At 61.7% G+C, this 18,317-nt stretch carries 16 protein-coding genes; 7 read left to right on the top strand and 9 right to left on the bottom strand.

The features are described from left to right. Positions 1-92: 92 nt before the first annotated feature. Entirely contained in the window at positions 93-4,952 is a 4,860-nt protein-coding gene (locus SIC14_RS20675) for a hypothetical protein (RefSeq protein ID WP_412563789.1), read from the bottom strand. Between the two features lie 262 nt (positions 4,953-5,214). Between SIC14_RS20675 and SIC14_RS20670 the strand changes: the two genes are divergently transcribed. Beyond that, a complete protein-coding gene (locus SIC14_RS20670) occupies positions 5,215-6,468 on the top strand; it encodes a lytic murein transglycosylase (protein WP_412563788.1) in 1,254 nt (417 codons plus the stop codon). A gap of 4 nt (positions 6,469-6,472) precedes the next feature. On the opposite strand, the gene SIC14_RS20665 is transcribed toward SIC14_RS20670, so the two are convergent. From SIC14_RS20665 to SIC14_RS20650, 4 genes are read right to left on the bottom strand one after another with little or no spacing between them, the layout of a single operon-like run. Beyond that, on the bottom strand, positions 6,473-6,823 hold the full coding sequence (locus tag SIC14_RS20665) for a hypothetical protein (protein WP_412563787.1): 351 nt from the start codon (positions 6,821-6,823) through the stop codon (positions 6,473-6,475). Between the two features lie 12 nt (positions 6,824-6,835). Further along, a complete protein-coding gene (locus SIC14_RS20660) occupies positions 6,836-7,447 on the bottom strand; it encodes a hypothetical protein (protein ID WP_412563786.1) in 612 nt (203 codons plus the stop codon). A gap of 15 nt (positions 7,448-7,462) precedes the next feature. Next, a complete protein-coding gene (locus SIC14_RS20655; RefSeq protein ID WP_412563785.1) occupies positions 7,463-9,760 on the bottom strand; it encodes a xanthine dehydrogenase family protein molybdopterin-binding subunit in 2,298 nt (765 codons plus the stop codon). A 2-nt stretch (positions 9,761-9,762) separates the two neighbouring features. After that, positions 9,763-10,227, bottom strand: a complete 465-nt coding sequence (locus tag SIC14_RS20650; protein ID WP_412563784.1) for a (2Fe-2S)-binding protein — start codon at positions 10,225-10,227, stop codon at positions 9,763-9,765. A gap of 169 nt (positions 10,228-10,396) precedes the next feature. Between SIC14_RS20650 and SIC14_RS20645 the strand changes: the two genes are divergently transcribed. After that, the gene (locus tag SIC14_RS20645) at positions 10,397-10,957 is read left to right on the top strand and encodes a TetR/AcrR family transcriptional regulator (RefSeq protein ID WP_412563783.1); all 561 of its coding nucleotides are present in this window, start codon (positions 10,397-10,399) and stop codon (positions 10,955-10,957) included. A gap of 30 nt (positions 10,958-10,987) precedes the next feature. Here the strand turns inward: SIC14_RS20645 and SIC14_RS20640 are convergent, their stop codons facing one another. Continuing rightward, positions 10,988-11,632: a ChrR family anti-sigma-E factor gene (locus SIC14_RS20640; RefSeq protein WP_412563782.1), complete on the bottom strand. Its 645-nt coding sequence runs from the start codon at positions 11,630-11,632 to the stop codon at positions 10,988-10,990. A 1-nt stretch (position 11,633) separates the two neighbouring features. Beyond that, the gene (locus SIC14_RS20635; RefSeq protein WP_412565909.1) at positions 11,634-12,149 is read right to left on the bottom strand and encodes a sigma-70 family RNA polymerase sigma factor; all 516 of its coding nucleotides are present in this window, start codon (positions 12,147-12,149) and stop codon (positions 11,634-11,636) included. Positions 12,150-12,448: 299 nt separating this feature from the next. Here SIC14_RS20635 and SIC14_RS20630 point away from each other — a divergent pair, with 299 nt between their 5' ends. From SIC14_RS20630 to SIC14_RS20610, 5 genes are read left to right on the top strand one after another with little or no spacing between them, the layout of a single operon-like run. Continuing rightward, positions 12,449-13,729: an NAD(P)/FAD-dependent oxidoreductase gene (locus tag SIC14_RS20630; protein WP_412563781.1), complete on the top strand. Its 1,281-nt coding sequence runs from the start codon at positions 12,449-12,451 to the stop codon at positions 13,727-13,729. Further along, positions 13,726-14,478: a DUF1365 domain-containing protein gene (locus SIC14_RS20625; protein WP_412563780.1), complete on the top strand. Its 753-nt coding sequence runs from the start codon at positions 13,726-13,728 to the stop codon at positions 14,476-14,478. The genes SIC14_RS20630 and SIC14_RS20625 overlap by 4 nt, the downstream gene beginning before the upstream one ends. Beyond that, positions 14,478-15,635, top strand: coding sequence for a class I SAM-dependent methyltransferase (locus tag SIC14_RS20620; protein WP_412563779.1), 1,158 nt, complete (start codon positions 14,478-14,480; stop codon positions 15,633-15,635). Before SIC14_RS20625 ends, SIC14_RS20620 begins: the two co-directional genes overlap by 1 nt. Further along, the gene (locus SIC14_RS20615) at positions 15,628-16,377 is read left to right on the top strand and encodes an SDR family NAD(P)-dependent oxidoreductase (RefSeq protein ID WP_412563778.1); all 750 of its coding nucleotides are present in this window, start codon (positions 15,628-15,630) and stop codon (positions 16,375-16,377) included. Before SIC14_RS20620 ends, SIC14_RS20615 begins: the two co-directional genes overlap by 8 nt. A gap of 47 nt (positions 16,378-16,424) precedes the next feature. Then, the gene (locus tag SIC14_RS20610) at positions 16,425-16,823 is read left to right on the top strand and encodes a DUF2177 family protein (protein ID WP_412563777.1); all 399 of its coding nucleotides are present in this window, start codon (positions 16,425-16,427) and stop codon (positions 16,821-16,823) included. Here SIC14_RS20610 and SIC14_RS20605 read toward each other — a convergent pair. Next, positions 16,798-17,304 carry a gluconokinase gene (locus tag SIC14_RS20605; protein ID WP_412563776.1) on the bottom strand — a complete coding sequence of 169 codons (507 nt, stop codon included), beginning with the start codon at positions 17,302-17,304 and terminating at the stop codon, positions 16,798-16,800. The genes SIC14_RS20610 and SIC14_RS20605 overlap by 26 nt on opposite strands. A gap of 67 nt (positions 17,305-17,371) precedes the next feature. Further along, positions 17,372-18,265, bottom strand: coding sequence for a LysR family transcriptional regulator (locus tag SIC14_RS20600; protein ID WP_412563775.1), 894 nt, complete (start codon positions 18,263-18,265; stop codon positions 17,372-17,374). Positions 18,266-18,317 lie beyond the last annotated feature (52 nt).

The raw sequence follows: 18,317 nt of genomic DNA, 5'->3' as shown, positions 1-18,317 counted from the left end.
ACATCAGGTAAATAGCTCGGCAAAAGGGCGCCTCATTGGGGCGCCCTTTTTCATGGAGATCTGCTCCATCGTGATCCGTGCAGTGCACAGGCTCAGTATTCAGACGGGTAAGACTCCGACGGTGAGGAATGCCCGCCGCCAATGGTGATGCCAAAGCGGATCGTCGGCATCAGCGGGTTGCGTTTTTCTTCTTCAGGCTTCGGTTCGGGGGTCGATTTCGGCGTGCTGCGCGGGGTGGAACTGCGGGGCGCTGGGGCCACCTCCATCACTGTGCAACCCGGGCTGCCAGCTGTCATCGCCACCGGTGCGCTGCCAAAAAGCGCCGCATAGGCCGCAGCCGGGTCATTCATCGACAGCTCTTGCCCGGTTTCCGCAGCCAGTCCCGCCAGCGCCCGCCGGGTACGCGGGCCGACAACGCCGTCCACACTGCCGGGCTGGAATCCACGGGCGGCCAGGCCCAGTTGCACCAGCTGCACCAGCACCCGCCCATCCCGTGTCACCGTCACCTCGACACAGTTCTCCGCCCCATTGGCGCCACGGCGGGGCAGGCGGATTGGCAGGGTCATGGCCACCGTTTCGCCCGCAGCCAGACCACTCTCATGCAGGCACATGGTGGTGCCGCCGCGCGCCGGGCTGCAATGAAACGCGCCAAACTGCGCGCCATTGGCCCCCGCCGCCACCCGTCCGTTTTCGGTCAGGAACAAAGGCCCGCTGTGGGCGCGGTCGCTGCTGTTGGTAACCCGAATGTCAAAGTCGCAATTGCCGCCGCCCCGGCAGCTGCCTTGTTGCAGCTTCTCCAACAGGATCTCTTCGGCCGTGGGGGGCCTTGTGACAGGGGGATCATTGGGCAGTGACACGGCGCTTTGGTCGTCCGCCGCCACACATTGTTTCTCACATTCGGCCAGCTGCGCCCGCAGGGTGGCCTCCTGTTGCTCCAGCGCGGCGAGGCGGGTTTCCAGCGCTTCGATTTCATCCTGCAGATCGAGGCGGCGGATTTCACCGTCCTCGATGTCGCTCAACAGGTCACCGGCGCGGTCTAGCGCCTGCTGCATCTCGGTCTCGGTCGCCGAGGTGTCCTGACCGGCGTCCCGCTGGGCGTTGCGGCGGGTCAGGGCGGAGGCAAAGGCATCCTGGGCGGCGGATTTATCGGCCTCCATCTGGGTCATCTCCGCCTCCAGCGCAGCAAGGGCGGCGCGTTTTTCCGCCAGCATTTCCTTTGTGGTGATGAGAGAGCCGATCACATCGTTCAGCAGGCTCACCACCGGTTCACAGGGCGCACAGTCGGTCGCAGCAAATCGGCTGTCCTGCCCGCTGCCGCCCTCAGACGGATCAGTCAGCGAAGTGCCGGTGGTGTCTTCCGCCGCCACACATTGTTTCTCACATTCGGCCAGCTGCGCCCGCAGGGTGGCCTCCTGTTGCTCCAGCGCGGTGAGGCGGGTCTCCTGCGCTTCGATTTCATCCTGCAGGTCAAGGCGGCGGATTTCGCCGTCCTCAATGTCGCTCAACAGGTCGCCGGCGCGGTCCAGCGCCTGCTGCATCTCGGTCTCGGCGGCCGAGGTGTCCTGACCGGCGTCCCGCTGGGCGTTGCGGCGGGTCAGGGCGCTGGCAAAGGCATCCTGCGCGGCGGATTTATCGGCCTCCATCTGGCTCATTTCCGCCTCCAGCGCAGCAAGCGCGGCGCGTTTTTCCGCCAGCGTTTCTCGGGTGGTGATGAGGGAGCCGATCACATCGTTCAGCAGGCTGACCACCGGTTCACAGGGCACACAGTCGGTCGTGGCAAAACGGCTGCCCTGCCCGCTGTCGCCCTCAGAGGGATCGGTCAGCGAAGTGCCGGTGGTGTCTTCCGCCGCCACACATTGTTTTTCGCATTCGGCCAGCTGCGCCCGCAGGGTGGTTTCCTGTTGCTCCAGCGCGGTCAGGCGGGTTTCCAGCGCTTCGATTTCATCCTGCAGGTCAAGGCGGCGGATTTCGCCGTATTCAATGTCGCTCAACAGGTCACCGGCGCGGTCCAGCGCCTGCTGCATCTCGGTCTCGGTCGCCGAGGTGTCCTGACCGGCGTCCCGCTGGGCGTTGCGGCGGGTCAGGGCGCTGGCAAAGGCATCCTGAGCAGCGGATTTATCGGCCTCCATCTGGGTCATCTCCGCCTCCAGCGCGGCAAGCGCGGCGCGTTTTTCCGCCAGCATTTCCTTTGTGGTGATGAGGGAGCCGATCACATCATTCAACAGGCTCACCACCGGTTCACAGGGTGCACAGTCGGTCGTGGCAAAACGGCTGTCCTGCCCGCTGCCGCCCTCAGACGGATCGGTCAATGAGGTGCCGGTGGTGTCTTCCGCCGCCACACATTGTTTCTCACATTCGGCCAGCTGCGCCCGCAGGGTGGTTTCCTGTTGCTCCAGCGCGGTGAGGCGGGTCTCCAGCGCTTCGATTTCATCCTGCAGGTCAAGGCGGCGGATTTCGCCGTCTTCAATGTCGCTCAACAGGTCACCGGCGCGGTCCAGCGCCTGCTGCATCTCGGTCTCGGTCGCCGAGGTGTCCTGACCGGCGTCCCGCTGGGCGTTGCGGCGGGTCAGGGCGCTGGCAAAGGCATCCTGAGCAGCGGATTTATCGGCCTCCATCTGGGTCATCTCCGCCTCCAGCGCGGCAAGCGCGGCGCGTTTTTCCGCCAGCATTTCCTTTGTGGTGATGAGGGAGCCGATCACATCATTCAACAGGCTCACCACCGGTTCACAGGGTGCACAGTCGGTCGTGGCAAAACGCCTGTCCTGGCCGCTGCCGCCCTCGGTGGGATCGGTCAGCGAGGTGCCGGTGGTGTCTTCCGCGCCAGTGCATTTTTTCGCCTCACAAGCGGCCAAGGCGGCGCGGGCATCGGCGATTTTCTGGTTCAAGAGTGCGTGCTGTGCCAGCATTTCCTCCAGCACGGCGCGGTCCTGTGCATTCAGCCGTTCTAGCGCTGCAACATCCGCTTCGGCGGCACGACGGGCGGGATCGATTTCGTTCAGCTCTTTTTCGGCGGCGCGTTGTTCGGGGCTGTCATCCAGTTGTGACCAGATCGGCAGCAGCGCCATTTCCCGCGCTTCCAAACGCGCCAAGTCGGCCCGACGTTGATCGAGCAGCGGTTCATTGTGTTTGAGACGCGCCGCGGTGGACTGAATATCGCCCGCCAGTCGGTAACGTTCTGACAACAATGCATTCAGCGCTTCGGCCAGAGGTTGGCAGGCGGCACATTGCGCGACCACACCGATGAAGCTTTCCGGCTGAGGGTAATCGGGATCATAGAGCCCACCCCCGGTGCTGATGTCCTTGCTATCCTCCTCACTGCAGGTGCGTTCGCAGGCGGCCAGCTGGGCCCGCAGATCGGCGGCGCGTCGGGTCAGCGCCTCATGTTCCTTCAGCGCGGCCTCCAACTGGGTTTGCAGGCGGGTAATTTCCTCTTCGGCCCACAGCATATCTGACAGCAACTGGGTGCGTTCGGCCTCAATCTCGAACAGGCGGTCGAGCACTTGATCAGGGTTGTTGGTGCCCGCAGACGGCAGCAGGGCGGCGCCCAGCAGCCGCTCCTCGGCGGCCAGTTTGTCATCTTCGGTCTGCCAGCGTTCCAAGGAGGCACGCCGTCCTTTCAGCAGCCAGACCATGTTCTGAATGTCGCCCCCAACACGGCGCCGGTCGGACAGCACCTGCATCAGGCTGTCGGCGATGGGCTGACATTTGGCGCAGGCGGCGGTGATCGGATCGACATTTTCGGGCTGCGGGTAGTCGGGATCGGTGAACGGATCCGGCAAGCCGGTTTTCGGGCCTTCTTCGGCCGGGGTGCAGGTGGCTTCGCAGGCGGCAAGTTCGGCTTGTGCAAGGGTCAGCAACTGACTGTGAATGCGATAATTTGCAATCGCTTCCAACAGGCCCTGAAACTGCTGCGCAATGGTGGCTTCCAGCCCGGCCATATCGCGAGCCAGCTGGGCCCGGCGCTCGGCCAGGGCGCGCAGGCGTTCTTCGGCCTCGCGTTGGTCGCGTGCATCAAAAATCTGGTCGATACGATCGGCCTCTTCGGCGGGGGCGGTGCCGGTGAAGGAGGCCAGCAGTGCTTGATAAAGCGCTTTCTCCTGCTGCACCAGTTGTTGGGCTTCGGCAAAGAGCCGGTCGAGCGTTTGCTGGTTGGCCGTCAGCGAGGCGTAGAGCATCTGGGCAGAGGTGGCAAAGCTGCGGCGGTGGCTGCGGATCTGGTTGACCCGTTCGGCCAGCGGCTGGCATTTGGCGCATTTGGCAACCACCCCGATGAAATTCTCCGGCACTGGTATTTCGCTGGCGTTGATGTCGCCGGGGCGGCGGGGCGGATTGGGGTCGGGTTCTGGTTCCTCAAGTTTCAACTCCCAGATGTCACAGGCAAATTCACACTGATGCATGGCGTTCTGCAGCCGGATGGCGCTGCGCAATTCGGCCAGCGCAGTCAGGCGCAGACGTTCCAACCCCCGCAACCCTGTGTCGAGCGCGGCGCGGGCCTCTGCCAGGGCGCTGCGGGCGGCGGCGAGATCGGGTTCCAGCTGATACAGCGCGTCCTGCACCTCTTGGTAAGTGCGCTCGGGCGCTTCGATCTTGTCGAACAACAGGTCGAGGGATTCCTGCGACAACTGTTCATCCAAGGCGTTCAAACGGTCAAACGTGGCTTTTGCCTCCAAAAACCGGTCTGCCAGCGCCCGCATCCGTGCTGCCTCTTCTTCATAGGTGGTACGGGCGGCATTGTAGCGGTCGATCTGCGCTTGCGAGGCGGCCTCGGCCTCTTTGCATTTGTCACAGATGGTGGCGATTTTCTGCAGGTCCTGAAAGCTGTCGCCCAGCCAGGGGGCACCGGGCAGGCCTGCGGGTTGCGCTGAGGCGGGGGGGATGCTGACCGCGCTGGCCAAGGCCAGAAAAACGACAGCAAACAGACGGAGGTAAAGCGCAAAAATCCGAGGCAGCATCAATCTTGTCCCTTCCGGTGAAGCAGCCCAAATCGGGGCCGAAAATGACCGGGGGACGCGCCTGAAGGGTTCCATAGCTAGCAAGGCTGAGGGGCCGAAGGTCGGGCAGGCGGATCCGAACCGGTGCGGGAACTTGGTCCTCAGGGTACAGGATTTTTCGCCTCTCGGCCAGTTTGTGCGCGAATGCGGCGACCCATCGGCTGGGGCTGGCCTCGGCCGGGGGCAGCGACTAGTTTACCGGTATTGAACAAGGAGAGTTTGCATGCGGCGCGGTTGGGCGGTTTCGGTTTTGGCAGTGGCGCTGGCCATTGGGGTGGCCGCAGCGCCGCCCGCGCTGGCTTTGGACAAGGCACAGGTCGAGAAGCAGTTTCAACGCTGGCTGGATGAACAGATCTGGCCGCTGGCCAAGGCAAAAGGCGTGCAGCGCAAGGTGTTTCGCGCGGCCCTGAAAGGGGTGCGGCTGAACTGGGAACTGCCGGATCTGGTGCCGCCGGGTTCCGAGGCCCCGAAACAGCAAGCCCAGAAACAGTCCGAATTTGGCCAGCCTGCCAAGTATTTCAATCGCGGATCGCTGGATCACGCCACCCGTGTTGGCAAAGACATGGCCAAGGCCCATGCCAGCACCTTGAAGCGGGTGGTGCAGGATACTGGTGTGCCGGGGCGGATCATTCTGGGTATCTGGGGCCGGGAAAGTGGCTATGGCCGTGTGGCGATCAAACATGATGCAGTGCAGGTGCTGGCCACTAAAGGGTTCATGTCCACCCGAGCCGCCTATTTCACCGATGAACTGGTCGCCGCACTGCAGATCATTCAGGCCGGCCACACTAGCGCCCGCGGGTTGAAATCCAGTTGGGCGGGGGCCTTGGGACAGCCGCAGTTTATGCCGAGCAATTTCCTGGAATACGCCACAGACGGCAACGGCGATGGCAAGGCGGATATTTGGCGCTCTGAGGCGGATACGATCGCCTCGATCGGCCATTACCTGAAGGAATTCGGCTGGGTTTCGGGCCGCGATTGGGGGTTTGAGGTGCGGGTGCCGGACAGCATTTCCTGTAGTCTTGAGGGGCCGGATCAGGGCCGCAAGATCAGCGATTGGACCGCGATGGGGATCACCCGTGTCAGCGGCAAGGCCTTCCCCGCGCATGAAGCCAAGGGGCAGGGGTTCCTGCTGATGCCGTCGGGACGGCACGGGCCTGCATTTATCGTGACGCCAAATTTCTACGTGCTGAAAGAGTATAACGAGAGCGATCTCTACGCCCTGTTTGTCGGCCATTCCGGCGACCGGATCCGCTACAATATGGGGGATTTCAAGGCCAGCTGGGGCAAGACGGAAAAGCTGCTGCGCTCGGATGTGGCGGCGATGCAGCGCGGGCTAGAGGCTTTGGGCCATGATGTGGGCGGTGCCGATGGGCTGGCAGGATTTCGCACCCGCCGTTCCATCGGGCGCTGGCAAGAGGCGCAAGGCCAGCAGGCAAGCTGCTGGCCAAGCAAAGCAATTGTAAAAGCGCTGCGCTAGGGGCTCAGGCCCCTTTCGGGGCCGGATCCCGCCACAGCGCCACAAACAGCAGCACCATCGCTGCCGCATCCGCCGCACCGATGGCACCAAACAGCCAACTGGGGATGGGACTGATGGAATAGGCCCCGCTGATTGCAGCAGAAATGCCGAAGCCCATGATCAGGAAGGTCAGATAGGCCAACCCGCGCCAACCGCGCGACAGGCCATAGGCCAGGGCCAGAAAGAACAGGCCAATCGGCACCATGCCAAAGGTGCTGGCCTCAAATCCACCAGCAACCGGGGCCACAATATGCAGCAGTGCGCTGAGGATCACCGCGACATTGGCGGTGCGAAATGGTCCTTGCAAAAGCATCATCTCCCCCTCTCCTCAGTCGTTTTCACAGGGAAAACCGGCAACGCCCCAGACCAGCACGTCATCGACATGTTCCTGCAGGCTATAGGGCGCAGGTTCGCGCCCACCGCCGGGGTTCCAGGCCCAGTGCAGGATCAGATCATGGTCCAGATGTTCGGCAATCTCCAGCGCAGTGCGCCCGCCGTTGCGGTCAGGATCCCGCAGTTGGTTGCAGACCTCGGTTGCGGATTTGCCGAACCATTCGGCCTCCACCGGGGCCAGTTGCCACGCCATGGAGACCTGTGGCGGTGCATGGGGCGTGTCATTCAGGCTGGCGCGTTCAGCGTGGCAGGTGGAGCACATGACGGTTTCCGCGCCAATGCGGCTTTCGCCAGCGTTGATGTTCATACCGTGCGGCCGAGTGCGGCCATAAGACGGGCCGGACCACATCGGCCGGTTGTCCGCCCCGACGTGGCAGTTGGAACACCGCGGATGGCTGGCCACCTCATAGACGCGGGCAAAGGCGGCCAGACCTTCGTCGCGGCTGACCGAACCTTCGGCGGGTGGGTTGATGGTGACGTTTTCCCCGGCCGCAAAGGCGGGCAGGGCAAGGGTTGATAGCGCGATGGCAAAAGCGATCTTTTTCATGGTCGTTGCCTCCGCTCAGACAAAATCAATGTGGTTGATGAAGGGCATTTCCCGCAGACGTTTGCCGGTGGCGGCAAAGATCGCATTGGCCAGCGCAGGCGCCGCTGGTGGCACCGGAGGTTCGCCGATCCCTTTGATTTTGTCGCCGTTTTCCAGACCCTTCACGATAATGTCGGGGCATTGGTACAGGCGCATGCCTTCGTGCGCGTGGTAGTTTGTCTGTTCGGCCATCCCGTCGGCATAGGTGATCTCGCAGTTGATCGCATGGCCAAGGCCAAAGACAACACCACCCTGCATCAGGTTTTCAAAGTTCACCGGATCGATGATCTGGCCCACGTCCGCCGCAATGTAGACCTTGTCCATCTTGATGCCACCGTCGGTCATGGTGACTTCAACCACCTCTGCGGTGGGCACGCCGAAGCTTTCGACCATCGCAATGCCACGGCCCCGGTTTGCGCCCAGATCGCTGCCCCAGTTGGACATTTCGGCCACGGCCTCCAGCACTTTGCGGTGGATCGGGTTGTTGACCAGACGCAGCCGTTCCTCCATCGGGTCGGCGCCAGCGGCGTGGCACAGCTCGTCAAAGAACCCTTCAGCAAAGAACCCTTGTGAAGAGGCCCCAACCGACCGCCAGGAACTGATCGGCGCAAGTTCCGGCGCGCGGTAGCCCCGCACACGCAGGTTCGGGATGTCAAACGGCATGTTCCAAGCCCCCGAAACGATCTGCGAATCCGGTCCCGCGGCGGGGAAGCCCGCGCGCGCACCCTGTGAGACCAGTACCGACGGGGTGGCGATCTTCAGATCCCAGGCATCCACTTTGCCGTCCTTCACCGCCCCGCGGGAGCGCGACATGGCGATCTGGCGGGGGAAGTCATGAGCGAAGTCCTCTTCGCGGGAGAAGGTGAGTTTCACCGGCACACCCGGCATTTGACGTGCCACTTCTGTGGCGACCACGATGTTTTCAAACTCCAGCCGGTGACCGAAGCTGCCGCCAATGAACTGGTTGTGGAAAGTGACTTTTTCCTGATCGTCCAGCCCCAGTAGCCCGGCTACCTTCATTTGCAAGAAACGCTGCATTTGATGGCCTGCCCAAACCTCGGCGCCGTCGGCATCCACGCGGACAACGGCGCTGATCGGCTCCAGCGGGGCGTGGGCGACATAGGGCGCGCGGTATTCGGCTTCCAGCACGTCTGTGCCGCTGAGGGCGGTGTCCACATCGCCGTCTTTGCGCCAGTCGGTGTCCAGCCGGTCGTCGGTGAAGCTGTCGGATAGGGCCTGCCAGTGCCCCTCCATTTCGGGCGGGTAATGCGCTGTGCCCCAGTCAAATTCGATGGCTTCCAGCGCCTGAAACGCCCGCCAGGTGTTGTCTGCCACAACGGCCACGCCTACCTTGCCGCGCCGCGAGACCTTGCCGCCGCTGTCATTGACGTCCCAGATGTCACCTTCCAGCTCGACGATTTTCTGCACCCCGCGCATGGATTTGGCGGCCGTGGCATCATAGCCCAGCATTTCGCCCCCCTGCCGTGGGTTCACCTTTGCGGAGGCATGGATCATGCCCTCGATGGTGAGGTCGATGCCGTAGTTCATCGTACCGGTCGATTTGGCAACAATATCGGTGCGCTGCATCGGCTTGCCCAGCAGACGCCAGTCTTTCGGGTCACGCAGGGTGACCTCGGTCACCGGCTCGATCTCGGCGGCGGTGCCGGCCAGATCGGTGTAGGCCATCTGGCTGCCATCGGGCAGCTGCACCGCACCTTTGGCGGTTTTCAGCTGCGCGACGGGCACGCCGGACACTTTGCTGGCGGCGGCTTTCAGGGTTTCGCGCGCGACAGCCCCGGCTGCGCGCAGTTTTTCATATTGATCCGGCATCGAGGAGGAACCGCCCGTGCCTTGCAGGCCAATCACCTTGGTCACCACGCCCAAAGCCCCGCGCACGGACCGTGCGGCAAAGCTTTCGTCAAAGCTCATGAAGGGGGCCATTTCACCGGCCATAGCCGTATTCCAATAGGCGGCGGAGGGCTTGCCAAAGCTGATCTCAACCTGATCCAGCTCGACGTCCAGCTCTTCGGCAATCAGGGCAGCCTGTGCGGATTGCACGCCCTGGCCTTTGTCGGCATGGGGGGCGATCAGGGTGATCTTGTCACCGGTGATTTTCACAAAGGGATTAAACGTCGCTTCACCATCCTTCCGACCGGTCGACAGCGGGTTGTCATGCGGTTTGTTCACCGCATAAGCGCCAAAGGCGATGCCGCCGACAACTGCGGCAGAGCCAATCAGGAAAGCACGACGGCCGATTTTACGCATACGGGACATGATCAGGCCTCCTGCAGTTTGGTGGCGGCCGATTTCACAGCGGCGCGAATACGGGGGTAGGTGCCACAGCGGCAGAGATTGCCACTCATGGCGGCGTCTATCTCGGCGTCGGTGGGGGCGTCGTTCATCTCCAGCAGGGCGGCGGCCTGCATGATCTGACCGGATTGGCAGTAGCCACATTGTGCCACCTGATGCTCAATCCAGGCTTCTTGCACCACATTCAGCGCCTCCGGCGTGCCGAGTCCCTCGATCGTGGTGACCTCTGCGCCGTCTTCCAAGGATCCGGCGGACATCTGGCAGCTGCGTACCGCCTGTCCATCCACATGCACGGTGCAGGCGCCACATTGGGCGATGCCGCAACCGTATTTCACACCGGTGACGCCCAGTTCGTCCCGCAATACCCAAAGCAGCGGCATGTCGTCTTCGACGTCCACCTCCCGCGCTTGTCCGTTCACAATCAGTTTCATGCTGCAATCTCCTTGGTGGCAAAAGCTGCCAGAGTCCTGTTCCTAACCTATGGCGCGCCGTGTGCTTGGCCAGAATGGGTCCGCGATGCTGACCGAATTGGGCAAATGTACACGACTCGTCTTTGTGTCCAATATTGACACTTGGGCCATTTTTGTCAATATGCCCAGTATGAGTGACAGCAAGACAGATATCCTTGACGCCGCCATGCGGGTATTCACCCGCTACGGGCTGAAGAAAACCACGATGAAGGACATCGCCGAAGAGGCAGGGGTGGCCCGTCAGACGGTCTACAATGCCTTCTCCAACAAAGATGTGCTGCTGTGTGATTTGATCCGTCATGCCGGCATTCAGATTGAGGAACAGACCCGCGCTGAATGGGCGAAGGGCGGCACGCTGACGGCCAAGCTGAACGTCTTTTTCGAGATTGCGCTGGTGCAGCCTTACCTCATCATGACCGCCTCACCCGAAGTGGAAACGTTGGAAGAAAGCCTCAGCGCGGCGGGACATCAGGCAATGTCAGAGGTGGATGAGATCAAGCAGGCCCTGCTGCTGGAGCTGTTTGCCGATCATGCGGAGGTTCTGGCGGGCCATGACCTGAGTGTCGAACAGATGGCCGAATGGGTCCGGATCACCTGTGTGGGCTACAAATTCCAAGCCAAAAGCGAGGCGCAGCTGCGCCAGCTTTTGTCCGTCGTGGCCCATATGGTGGAGCTGCTCTGCGCCAAGTGAGGCGGGTGCAGAGGTCAGCGCAGTCGCGGCTTATATCCGGAAAAACGGCTGGAACAGGCGCGGCATGAAGCTGTGGAATCGCAGCGGCGCATCTGTTGCCGCCAGACAGATACAGGGCGCACCACCATCCGCGACGGGCGTGTGATCCAGATCCTCATCCGCCACTTCCAGATCGCCGCGGGCAAACTGGCCGGTTTCATCGCTAAAGCTGCCTTGCAGAACCAACGTCAGCTCCATCCCGTTGTGACCGTGATCCGGCACCGCCTGACCCGCAGGGATATGCAGCAGCCGGACAGAGCCATGTTCGTCATCGCTTAGAATCGCCTGTTTCAAACCCAGTCCCAGCGACCGCCAGCGTGGTTTCTTGCCCTTCAGCGCTTCGATCACCGGGCCGGGATAGATGCCTTCACCTTCGCGGGCGGCCAGGGGTGTGGCGGCGGGGGTTGGATCATCCAGCATTGCCAGAATGTCGGATTTCAGCGCGTCGGACAGGATTGCCGTTTCCGAACCGTCTAACAACGCGCCGCCAACGGCATGGTGGCCTTCCAGCGCGGCACGGCATTCGGCACAGATCGAGATATGGGTCGCCACCACCAGGGAGAAGGCAGGCGAGAGCGTGCCAGCGGCATAAGCCGCCAGAAGCGCATCAGGGGTATGATGGGTAATTGCGCGCATCTTATCGCATTCCCTTAAGGTCATGACGCAGCCGTTCCAGTCCAAGCCGGATGCGGGATTTGATCGTGCCAAGCGGCAGTCCGGTTTTATCGCTGATGTCCTGATGGCTCAGCTCACCCAGATAGGCCTTTTCGATCACCTCCCGCTGGTTCGGGGCCAGTCGGGACAGCGCGTCTTTGAGTTTCGTGGTCTCTTGCTGCACCGCTAGGATTTGAGAGGCGTCGGGCTCTGACCCAGGGTCCTCTTTCAACTCTTCGGGCACGGGGCGGCCCAATTTGCGGTGCAGGTCGATCTGCCGGTTACGTGTGATCTGATAGATCCAAGCCGAGACTTGCGCGCGGTGTGGATCAAACTGGTCCGACTTGCGCCAGACTGTCAGCATCACGTCTTGTACGATCTCCTCCGCCTGCGCGGGCGCAGAGCCAGAGCGTATGGCGAATCCTTTGAGACGGGGCGCGAAATGGTCAAACAGCTGTGCAAAGGCCGCCTTGTCCCGTTGATCGCGCACGGCCAGCATCCACTGCGTTTCAGGCGCAATGTTGGGCGAGGGCGTGGCGCCCCCCGTGGTCCCGCTAACCGATCCATCCAAAGGTGCTGACGCCACCTCTATCCGCTCCCTGCGTGGCCCGTTTCCCTCTGTCGCGGCGCGACGTTGGATCGGGCGTGTTCTGTTATAGCTTTCCGTCAGCATAGACCTGTTACGGGCCGAGGGGGAAGTTGGATCACAAAAACATTTTCGTTTTGATTTAACTGCCTGGGTCAGTGATCCAAGAACGCGCCCGCTGCGTATCAACCTCAAACAGCAGTGGAGATCACATGTCCTTTGATGCCCTTCCGGTTGAACCCCAGCGTATCGCCATTATTGGTGGCGGCATTTCGGGACTGTCAGCCGCTTACCTTCTGAGCCAGCGCCACAGCGTCACCCTATATGAGGCCGAGCCACGGCTTGGCGGTCATGCCCGAACGGTTCTGGCAGGCATCAGCGGACAACAACCGGTGGACACCGGCTTTATCGTGTTCAACTACGCAAACTATCCGCATCTGACCCGTATGTTCCGCGATCTGGAGGTGCCTGTTGTCAAAAGCGACATGAGTTTTGGGGCCTCGATCAACGGCGGGGCGGTGGAATATGGGCTTCGCAATCTGACGGCCTTGGCGGCGCAGAAGCGTAATCTGCTGCGGCCCAGTTTCGCCCGTATGGTGCGCGATATCCTGCGGTTTAACGCCCGGGCCGAGGCTCTGGCAGAAAGCGATGACAGCACCATCGCCGATCTGATGGATGATCTGAACCTTGGTGATTGGTTCCAGCGTTACTACCTGATGCCGCTGTGTGGGGCGATCTGGTCAACACCGCCGGCTGAAATTCGCGCCTTTCCGGCCCGCTCTCTGGTGCAGTTCTTCCGCAACCATGCTTTGCTGTCGACCTCGGGGCAGCACCAGTGGTGGACAGTGGATGGCGGCAGTGTGGAATATGTGCGCCGGCTTCAGGCCCACTTGACCAAAGCGGGTGGTGATCTGCGACCTGCCACGCCGGTTGATGCGGTGACCCGAGAGGGCTACGGCGTGCAGATTGCCGCAAAAGGCTGCGCGCCGGAACAATATGATCAGGTGATTTTTGCCTGCCATTCCGATCAGGCCCTGCGCCTGCTGGCCAAGCCATCGCCCGAAGAACAGGCGGCACTGTCGGCCATGCGGTTTCAGGACAATGCGATGTTCCTGCACCGCGACACCACCCAGATGCCACAGCGCAAGGCGGTCTGGTCGTCTTGGGTCTATAAGGCCGACACCACCAAACCCGAGCCCGCGATTGGCGTGACCTACTGGATGAACCGGCTGCAGAACATAACTGAAAACGATCCGCTGTTTGTTTCGCTCAACCCGGCAACGCCGGTGCAAGAGCACATGATCTATGACCAGAAAACCTTCCGCCATCCGGTGTTTGACCGCGCCGCCATTCGGGCGCAGGGGCAGTTGAAACAGCTGCAGGGACAGAACAACACGTGGTTTGCCGGTGCCTACACACGTCATGGCTTCCATGAAGATGGCTTTGCCAGCGCGGTCCGCATTGCCCGTGAAATGGGGCGTCAGTTCGCATGAGCGCTGTCGAGCATATCCAAGGGGTGACCACCCACACGCGGCGTGGCAGCATCCGCAATGCCTTTCGCTATAGTGTGGACTTTGTGCTGCTGGAGCCGGAGGCGGATCAGCCCAAACCGTATCTCTTGGGGCGCAACCGGTTTAATCTGGCGGTGGTATATGACCGTGACCACGGGGGTGTGATCGCCAATGGCGACGGCGCGGCTTGGGCCCGGCGGGTGCTGCGTGGGCAGGGTCTGAACACGGCTGCGCTGCGGATCCTGCTGCTGACGCAGCCGCGCTGGCTGGGCTATGGGTTCAATCCGGTGAGCTTCTGGCTGGCCTATGATGGGGAGGCGCTCAGAGCGGTGATCGCCGAAGTCTCGACCCCATTCAATGACCGTCATTCCTACCTGTGTCACGCAGCAGATTTTGCACCGATCAGTCGCGACACCAAACTGCACAAGGCCAAGCGGCTGCATGTCTCGCCTTATCAAGAGATAAAGGGCGGCTATGACTTCCGTTTTGACATCCGCGCCGATCAGATTGCCATCCAGATCCTGCATCGCAATGGCGAAGAGGGGCTGATGGCCACCCTGTCCGGCCAACGCCGCACTGCCAGCACCGCCGGCCTGCTCCGGGCGGCCCTGCGCCGTCCGCTTGGCGGCATGCGCACCATGGCGCTGATCCACTGGCAGGCGCTGATCCTGAAACTCAAGGGCGCGACCTATCGCACGCGGCCCAGCCCACCAACACAAGAGGTTTCCTGATGCTGTTCCTTTCAAAACGCGTAAAATACGACTTTCTGGAGACCTGCGCACAGATCGATCGTGGCACGCTCCACCTGACCACACCAGAAGGCGAGACCTACCGCTTTGGTCAGGGCAATCCGGTGGCCGAGATGCAGATCCGCGATTGGTCCGTTGTCACCACCATCGCCAGCCGCGGCGACGTGGGCTTGGGCGAAACCTATGTGGCAGGACTTTGGGACAGCCCTTCGATTGAGGCGCTGACCAAAGTGGCGCTGCTGAACATGCAGCAGTTCAGTGGCTACGCCTATGCCAGTTTCTGGCAGATGCTGAAGTTCCGTGTGGTTGACCGGCTGTTGCGGGCCAACTCCAAACGCGGTGCCTCGCGCAACATTCGCGCCCATTATGATGTGGGCAACGAGTTTTATCAGCTTTGGCTGGATGAGACGATGACCTATTCCTCGGCCCTGTTTGCGCCGGGGGACAATGACCTTTCGGTGGCGCAGAACCGCAAATATGACCGGATCCTGGACCGGCTGAGCGGCGGCGAACGGGTGCTGGAAATTGGCTGTGGCTGGGGTGGCTTTGCGGATCGCGCAGCCGAAGCGGGACGCGCCGTGACCGGGGTCACCATTTCGCCCAGCCAGAAAGGCTACGCCGATGCGCGGCTGGACGGGCGGGCCGACATCCGGCTGCAGGACTACCGCGCCATTCAGGGCAAGTTCGACAATATCGTGTCGATCGAGATGATCGAGGCCGTGGGCGAACGCTACTGGCCGACCTATTTTGCCACCCTGAAGGACCGACTGGCAGAGGGCGGGCGCGCGGTGATCCAAGCCATCACCGTGCCGGATGACTACTTCCCGATTTACCGCAAATCTTCGGATTATATCCGTCAATATACCTTCCCCGGCGGCATGCTGTTGAGCGACAAGGTGATTGCAGATCAGGCCCGTAAGGCCGGTTTGCAGGTCGAGAACAGCCACGCCTTTGGACTGGACTACGCCCGCACCTGTGCCCTGTGGGACGAAGCCTTGGCGGCGCAATCCCCCAAGATACGTAAGCTGGGATATGAGGAGAATTTCCTGCGCAGTTGGCGGTTTTACCTTGGGATCTGTGCTGCGTCTTTTGCGGTGAAACAAACCGATGTGGTGCAAGTGGAAATCGCCCATGCCTGATCGCAGACCCGATAAGGAACGCATCTGGATCATCGGTGCCAGCGACGGGATCGGCGCGGCGCTGGCCTGGGCCTATGCCCGGCGGGGCGCGCAACTGATCCTTTCTGCCCGCAATGAGGACCGGCTGGAGGATCTGGCGGCCGTGCTGCCCTGTGAAACTGCGGTGGTGCCTGTGGATGTTGCGGACCGGTTGAGCCTTAGCCAGGCGCAGGCCACCTTGCAGGCCATGGGGCCACTGGATCGTGTGATCAACATGGCCGCGCTTTACGATCCGGGACAGGTGGAAGTGCTGGATCCCGCGAAAGCCGCGCAGATCGTCAATGTGAACCTCACCGGATCGCTCTACGTGGCGCAGACGGCGCTGCCATTGCTGCGACAAGGCGGTCAACTGGCGCTATGTGGCAGCGTTGCGGGCTACTTTGGCCTGCCGCAAGGGCAGATCTATTCCGCAACCAAAGCGGGGGTGGCCAATCTGGCCGAAAGCCTGCGGGCTGAACTGGCGGGACGGGTTGACGTGCGGCTGATTTCGCCCGGCTTTGTCGATACCCGACTGACCCAGAAAAACGCCTTTGCCATGCCGGGGCTGATGACGCCTGAAGATGCCGCAGAAGCGATCACCTACCAATTGGATCGAAACCGGTTCGAGGTGCATTTTCCACGACGTCTGACGCTGGCGCTGAAGCTGTTACGGGCCTTGCCGTACCGTCTGGCACTGCCGCTGACAAAACGTTTGGTGCGATAGAAACCTAAAGCGGTGAACCCGCAAGCAATCTGAAGAAAGCAAACGAAATGAATGTGTTGTTCCTGTACCTCGCCACCGCTGCCATCTTCCTCGTGGTTGATGTGATTGGCCTGAAGCTGTTTATTAAGCCGGTGTTTGAACAGCATGTCGGCCACCTTTTTGCCGAGGATTTTCGAATGGGCGCGGCGGGGCTGTTTTACCTGGGCTATGTGGCTGGGATTGTCTGGTTTGTTTCCATGCCCGCGATGCGGGCGGAGGCGCCGATGATGGCCTTGGCCAGCGGTATTGCGCTGGGGCTGTTGGCCTATGGCACCTATGAGTTTACCAATTACGCCACGCTCAAGGACTGGACCATGCAGCAGGTGGTGATGGACACGCTTTGGGGCGGTGCGCTGACCGGTTTCTCTGCTTGGGGCGGGGTTATGCTGATGCGGCAGTTCGGCTGAGCGCGTCGCAGATTTCGGCCACAACTTCGGACAGTGGGGGCGCGATGCTGACATGCAGAGCGTCTTCGTCTTTTGTCGGCACCTCCAGCGTGGCAAACTGACTGTCGAGCAGGCTCAGCGGCATAAAGTGGTCCTGCCGCGCGGCCATCCGAATGGCGATCAGGCTTTTGCTGCCATCGAGATAGACAATTTTCAAACCGGTCAGGGTGCGCCGCATCAGGGACCGGTAATCCCGTTTCAAGGCCGAACATGCGGTGACAACAATGGGGTCGGCGCATGCGTCCATTTCCTGACAGATCCGTTCTAGCCACGGCGCGCGCATGGCATCATCCAGAGGTTTGCCTGCCGCCATATGGGCCAGGTTTTCGGCAGGATGCAGGTCGTCGGCCTCCAGGTAGGTGCCACCAAGCGTGTCCGCAACCTCTTGCGCGACCGAGCTTTTGCCCGAGCCGCTCACCCCCATCACAACGATCCTCAGCATCTCACGTTCCTCCCAACAGGGACGCTAATGATTGCGCTAACAGCGGGCAACAGTTTTGTGCGCCCGCTCACACCCCCGCCTGAAGCGCGGGTTTCAGTGCCATCAGTTCCTGCGCCATGAAGTCGACAAACCGCCGGACCCGCGCGGTGCGGCGCAGCTCGGAATGCAGCAGTAACCAGAGGGGACGATCCAGCGCAGGGGCGGTGCCAGGGACAGGCACCAGCTCGGGGTGCAGACGGGCAAAATAGACTGAGGTGCGCACCATCCCGAACCCACGCCGGGCCAGTGACAGCTGCAGGATCGGGTCGGTGGTGGCATGGCGCACCGTTGCGGCGGGGAATTCCGTTGCCGCCAGCCAGTCGGGCTGCCGTTCGGCCCGGTCCCAGCCGATCCAGTGCAACCCTTCCCCCTGCGGTCCGGCATGGGGTAGGTGCCGGTCTAGATAGTCACGGTGGGCATAGACACCAAGCGCCATCGGGTAGAGCTTGCGGGCGACCACATCCTCGGTCACTTCCTGGGCAAACCGCAGGGAGATATCGGTTTCCAGCCGGTTGATATCCTCAAACCGGTCACTGACCCGCATCTCTACGTCGATTTCAGGGTAGTGGTCGAAGAACTTCACCAGAATTGGGGCAACAATGTCATAAGCCATTGTGCCCGTGAGGGAAAACCGCACCACGCCCGCTTCTTGCCGGTCCAAACCCTGCATCCGCCGCCGCGCCCCGAGGAACAGCGTTTCGGCCTGTTCAGCGATCGGCAGAAGGTTGCGGCCGGCCTCTGTCAGTTCCAGTCCGGTTTTGGTGCGCCGAAACAGCTGGACGCCATAATGGGCCTCCAGCGCATCCAGATGACGGCCCACTTTGGCATGGCTGGCCCCCATCATCTCTGCCGCAGCCCGCATGGTACCGCCCCGCGCAATGGCAAGGAAATAGGGCATCTGTTCCCAGTCCAGCGGATTCATCGGTGTCTCCGTTGTTTGATTTAGTGGATCGATGGCGATCCAGTGTGGTGCA

The sequence above is a fragment of the Thalassobius sp. MITS945101 genome (assembly GCF_047123305.1).
Classification (GTDB): domain Bacteria; phylum Pseudomonadota; class Alphaproteobacteria; order Rhodobacterales; family Rhodobacteraceae; genus Thalassobius.
Note: the sequence above shows the minus strand (reverse complement) of the source record. Positions and strands in the feature narration are given on the sequence as shown.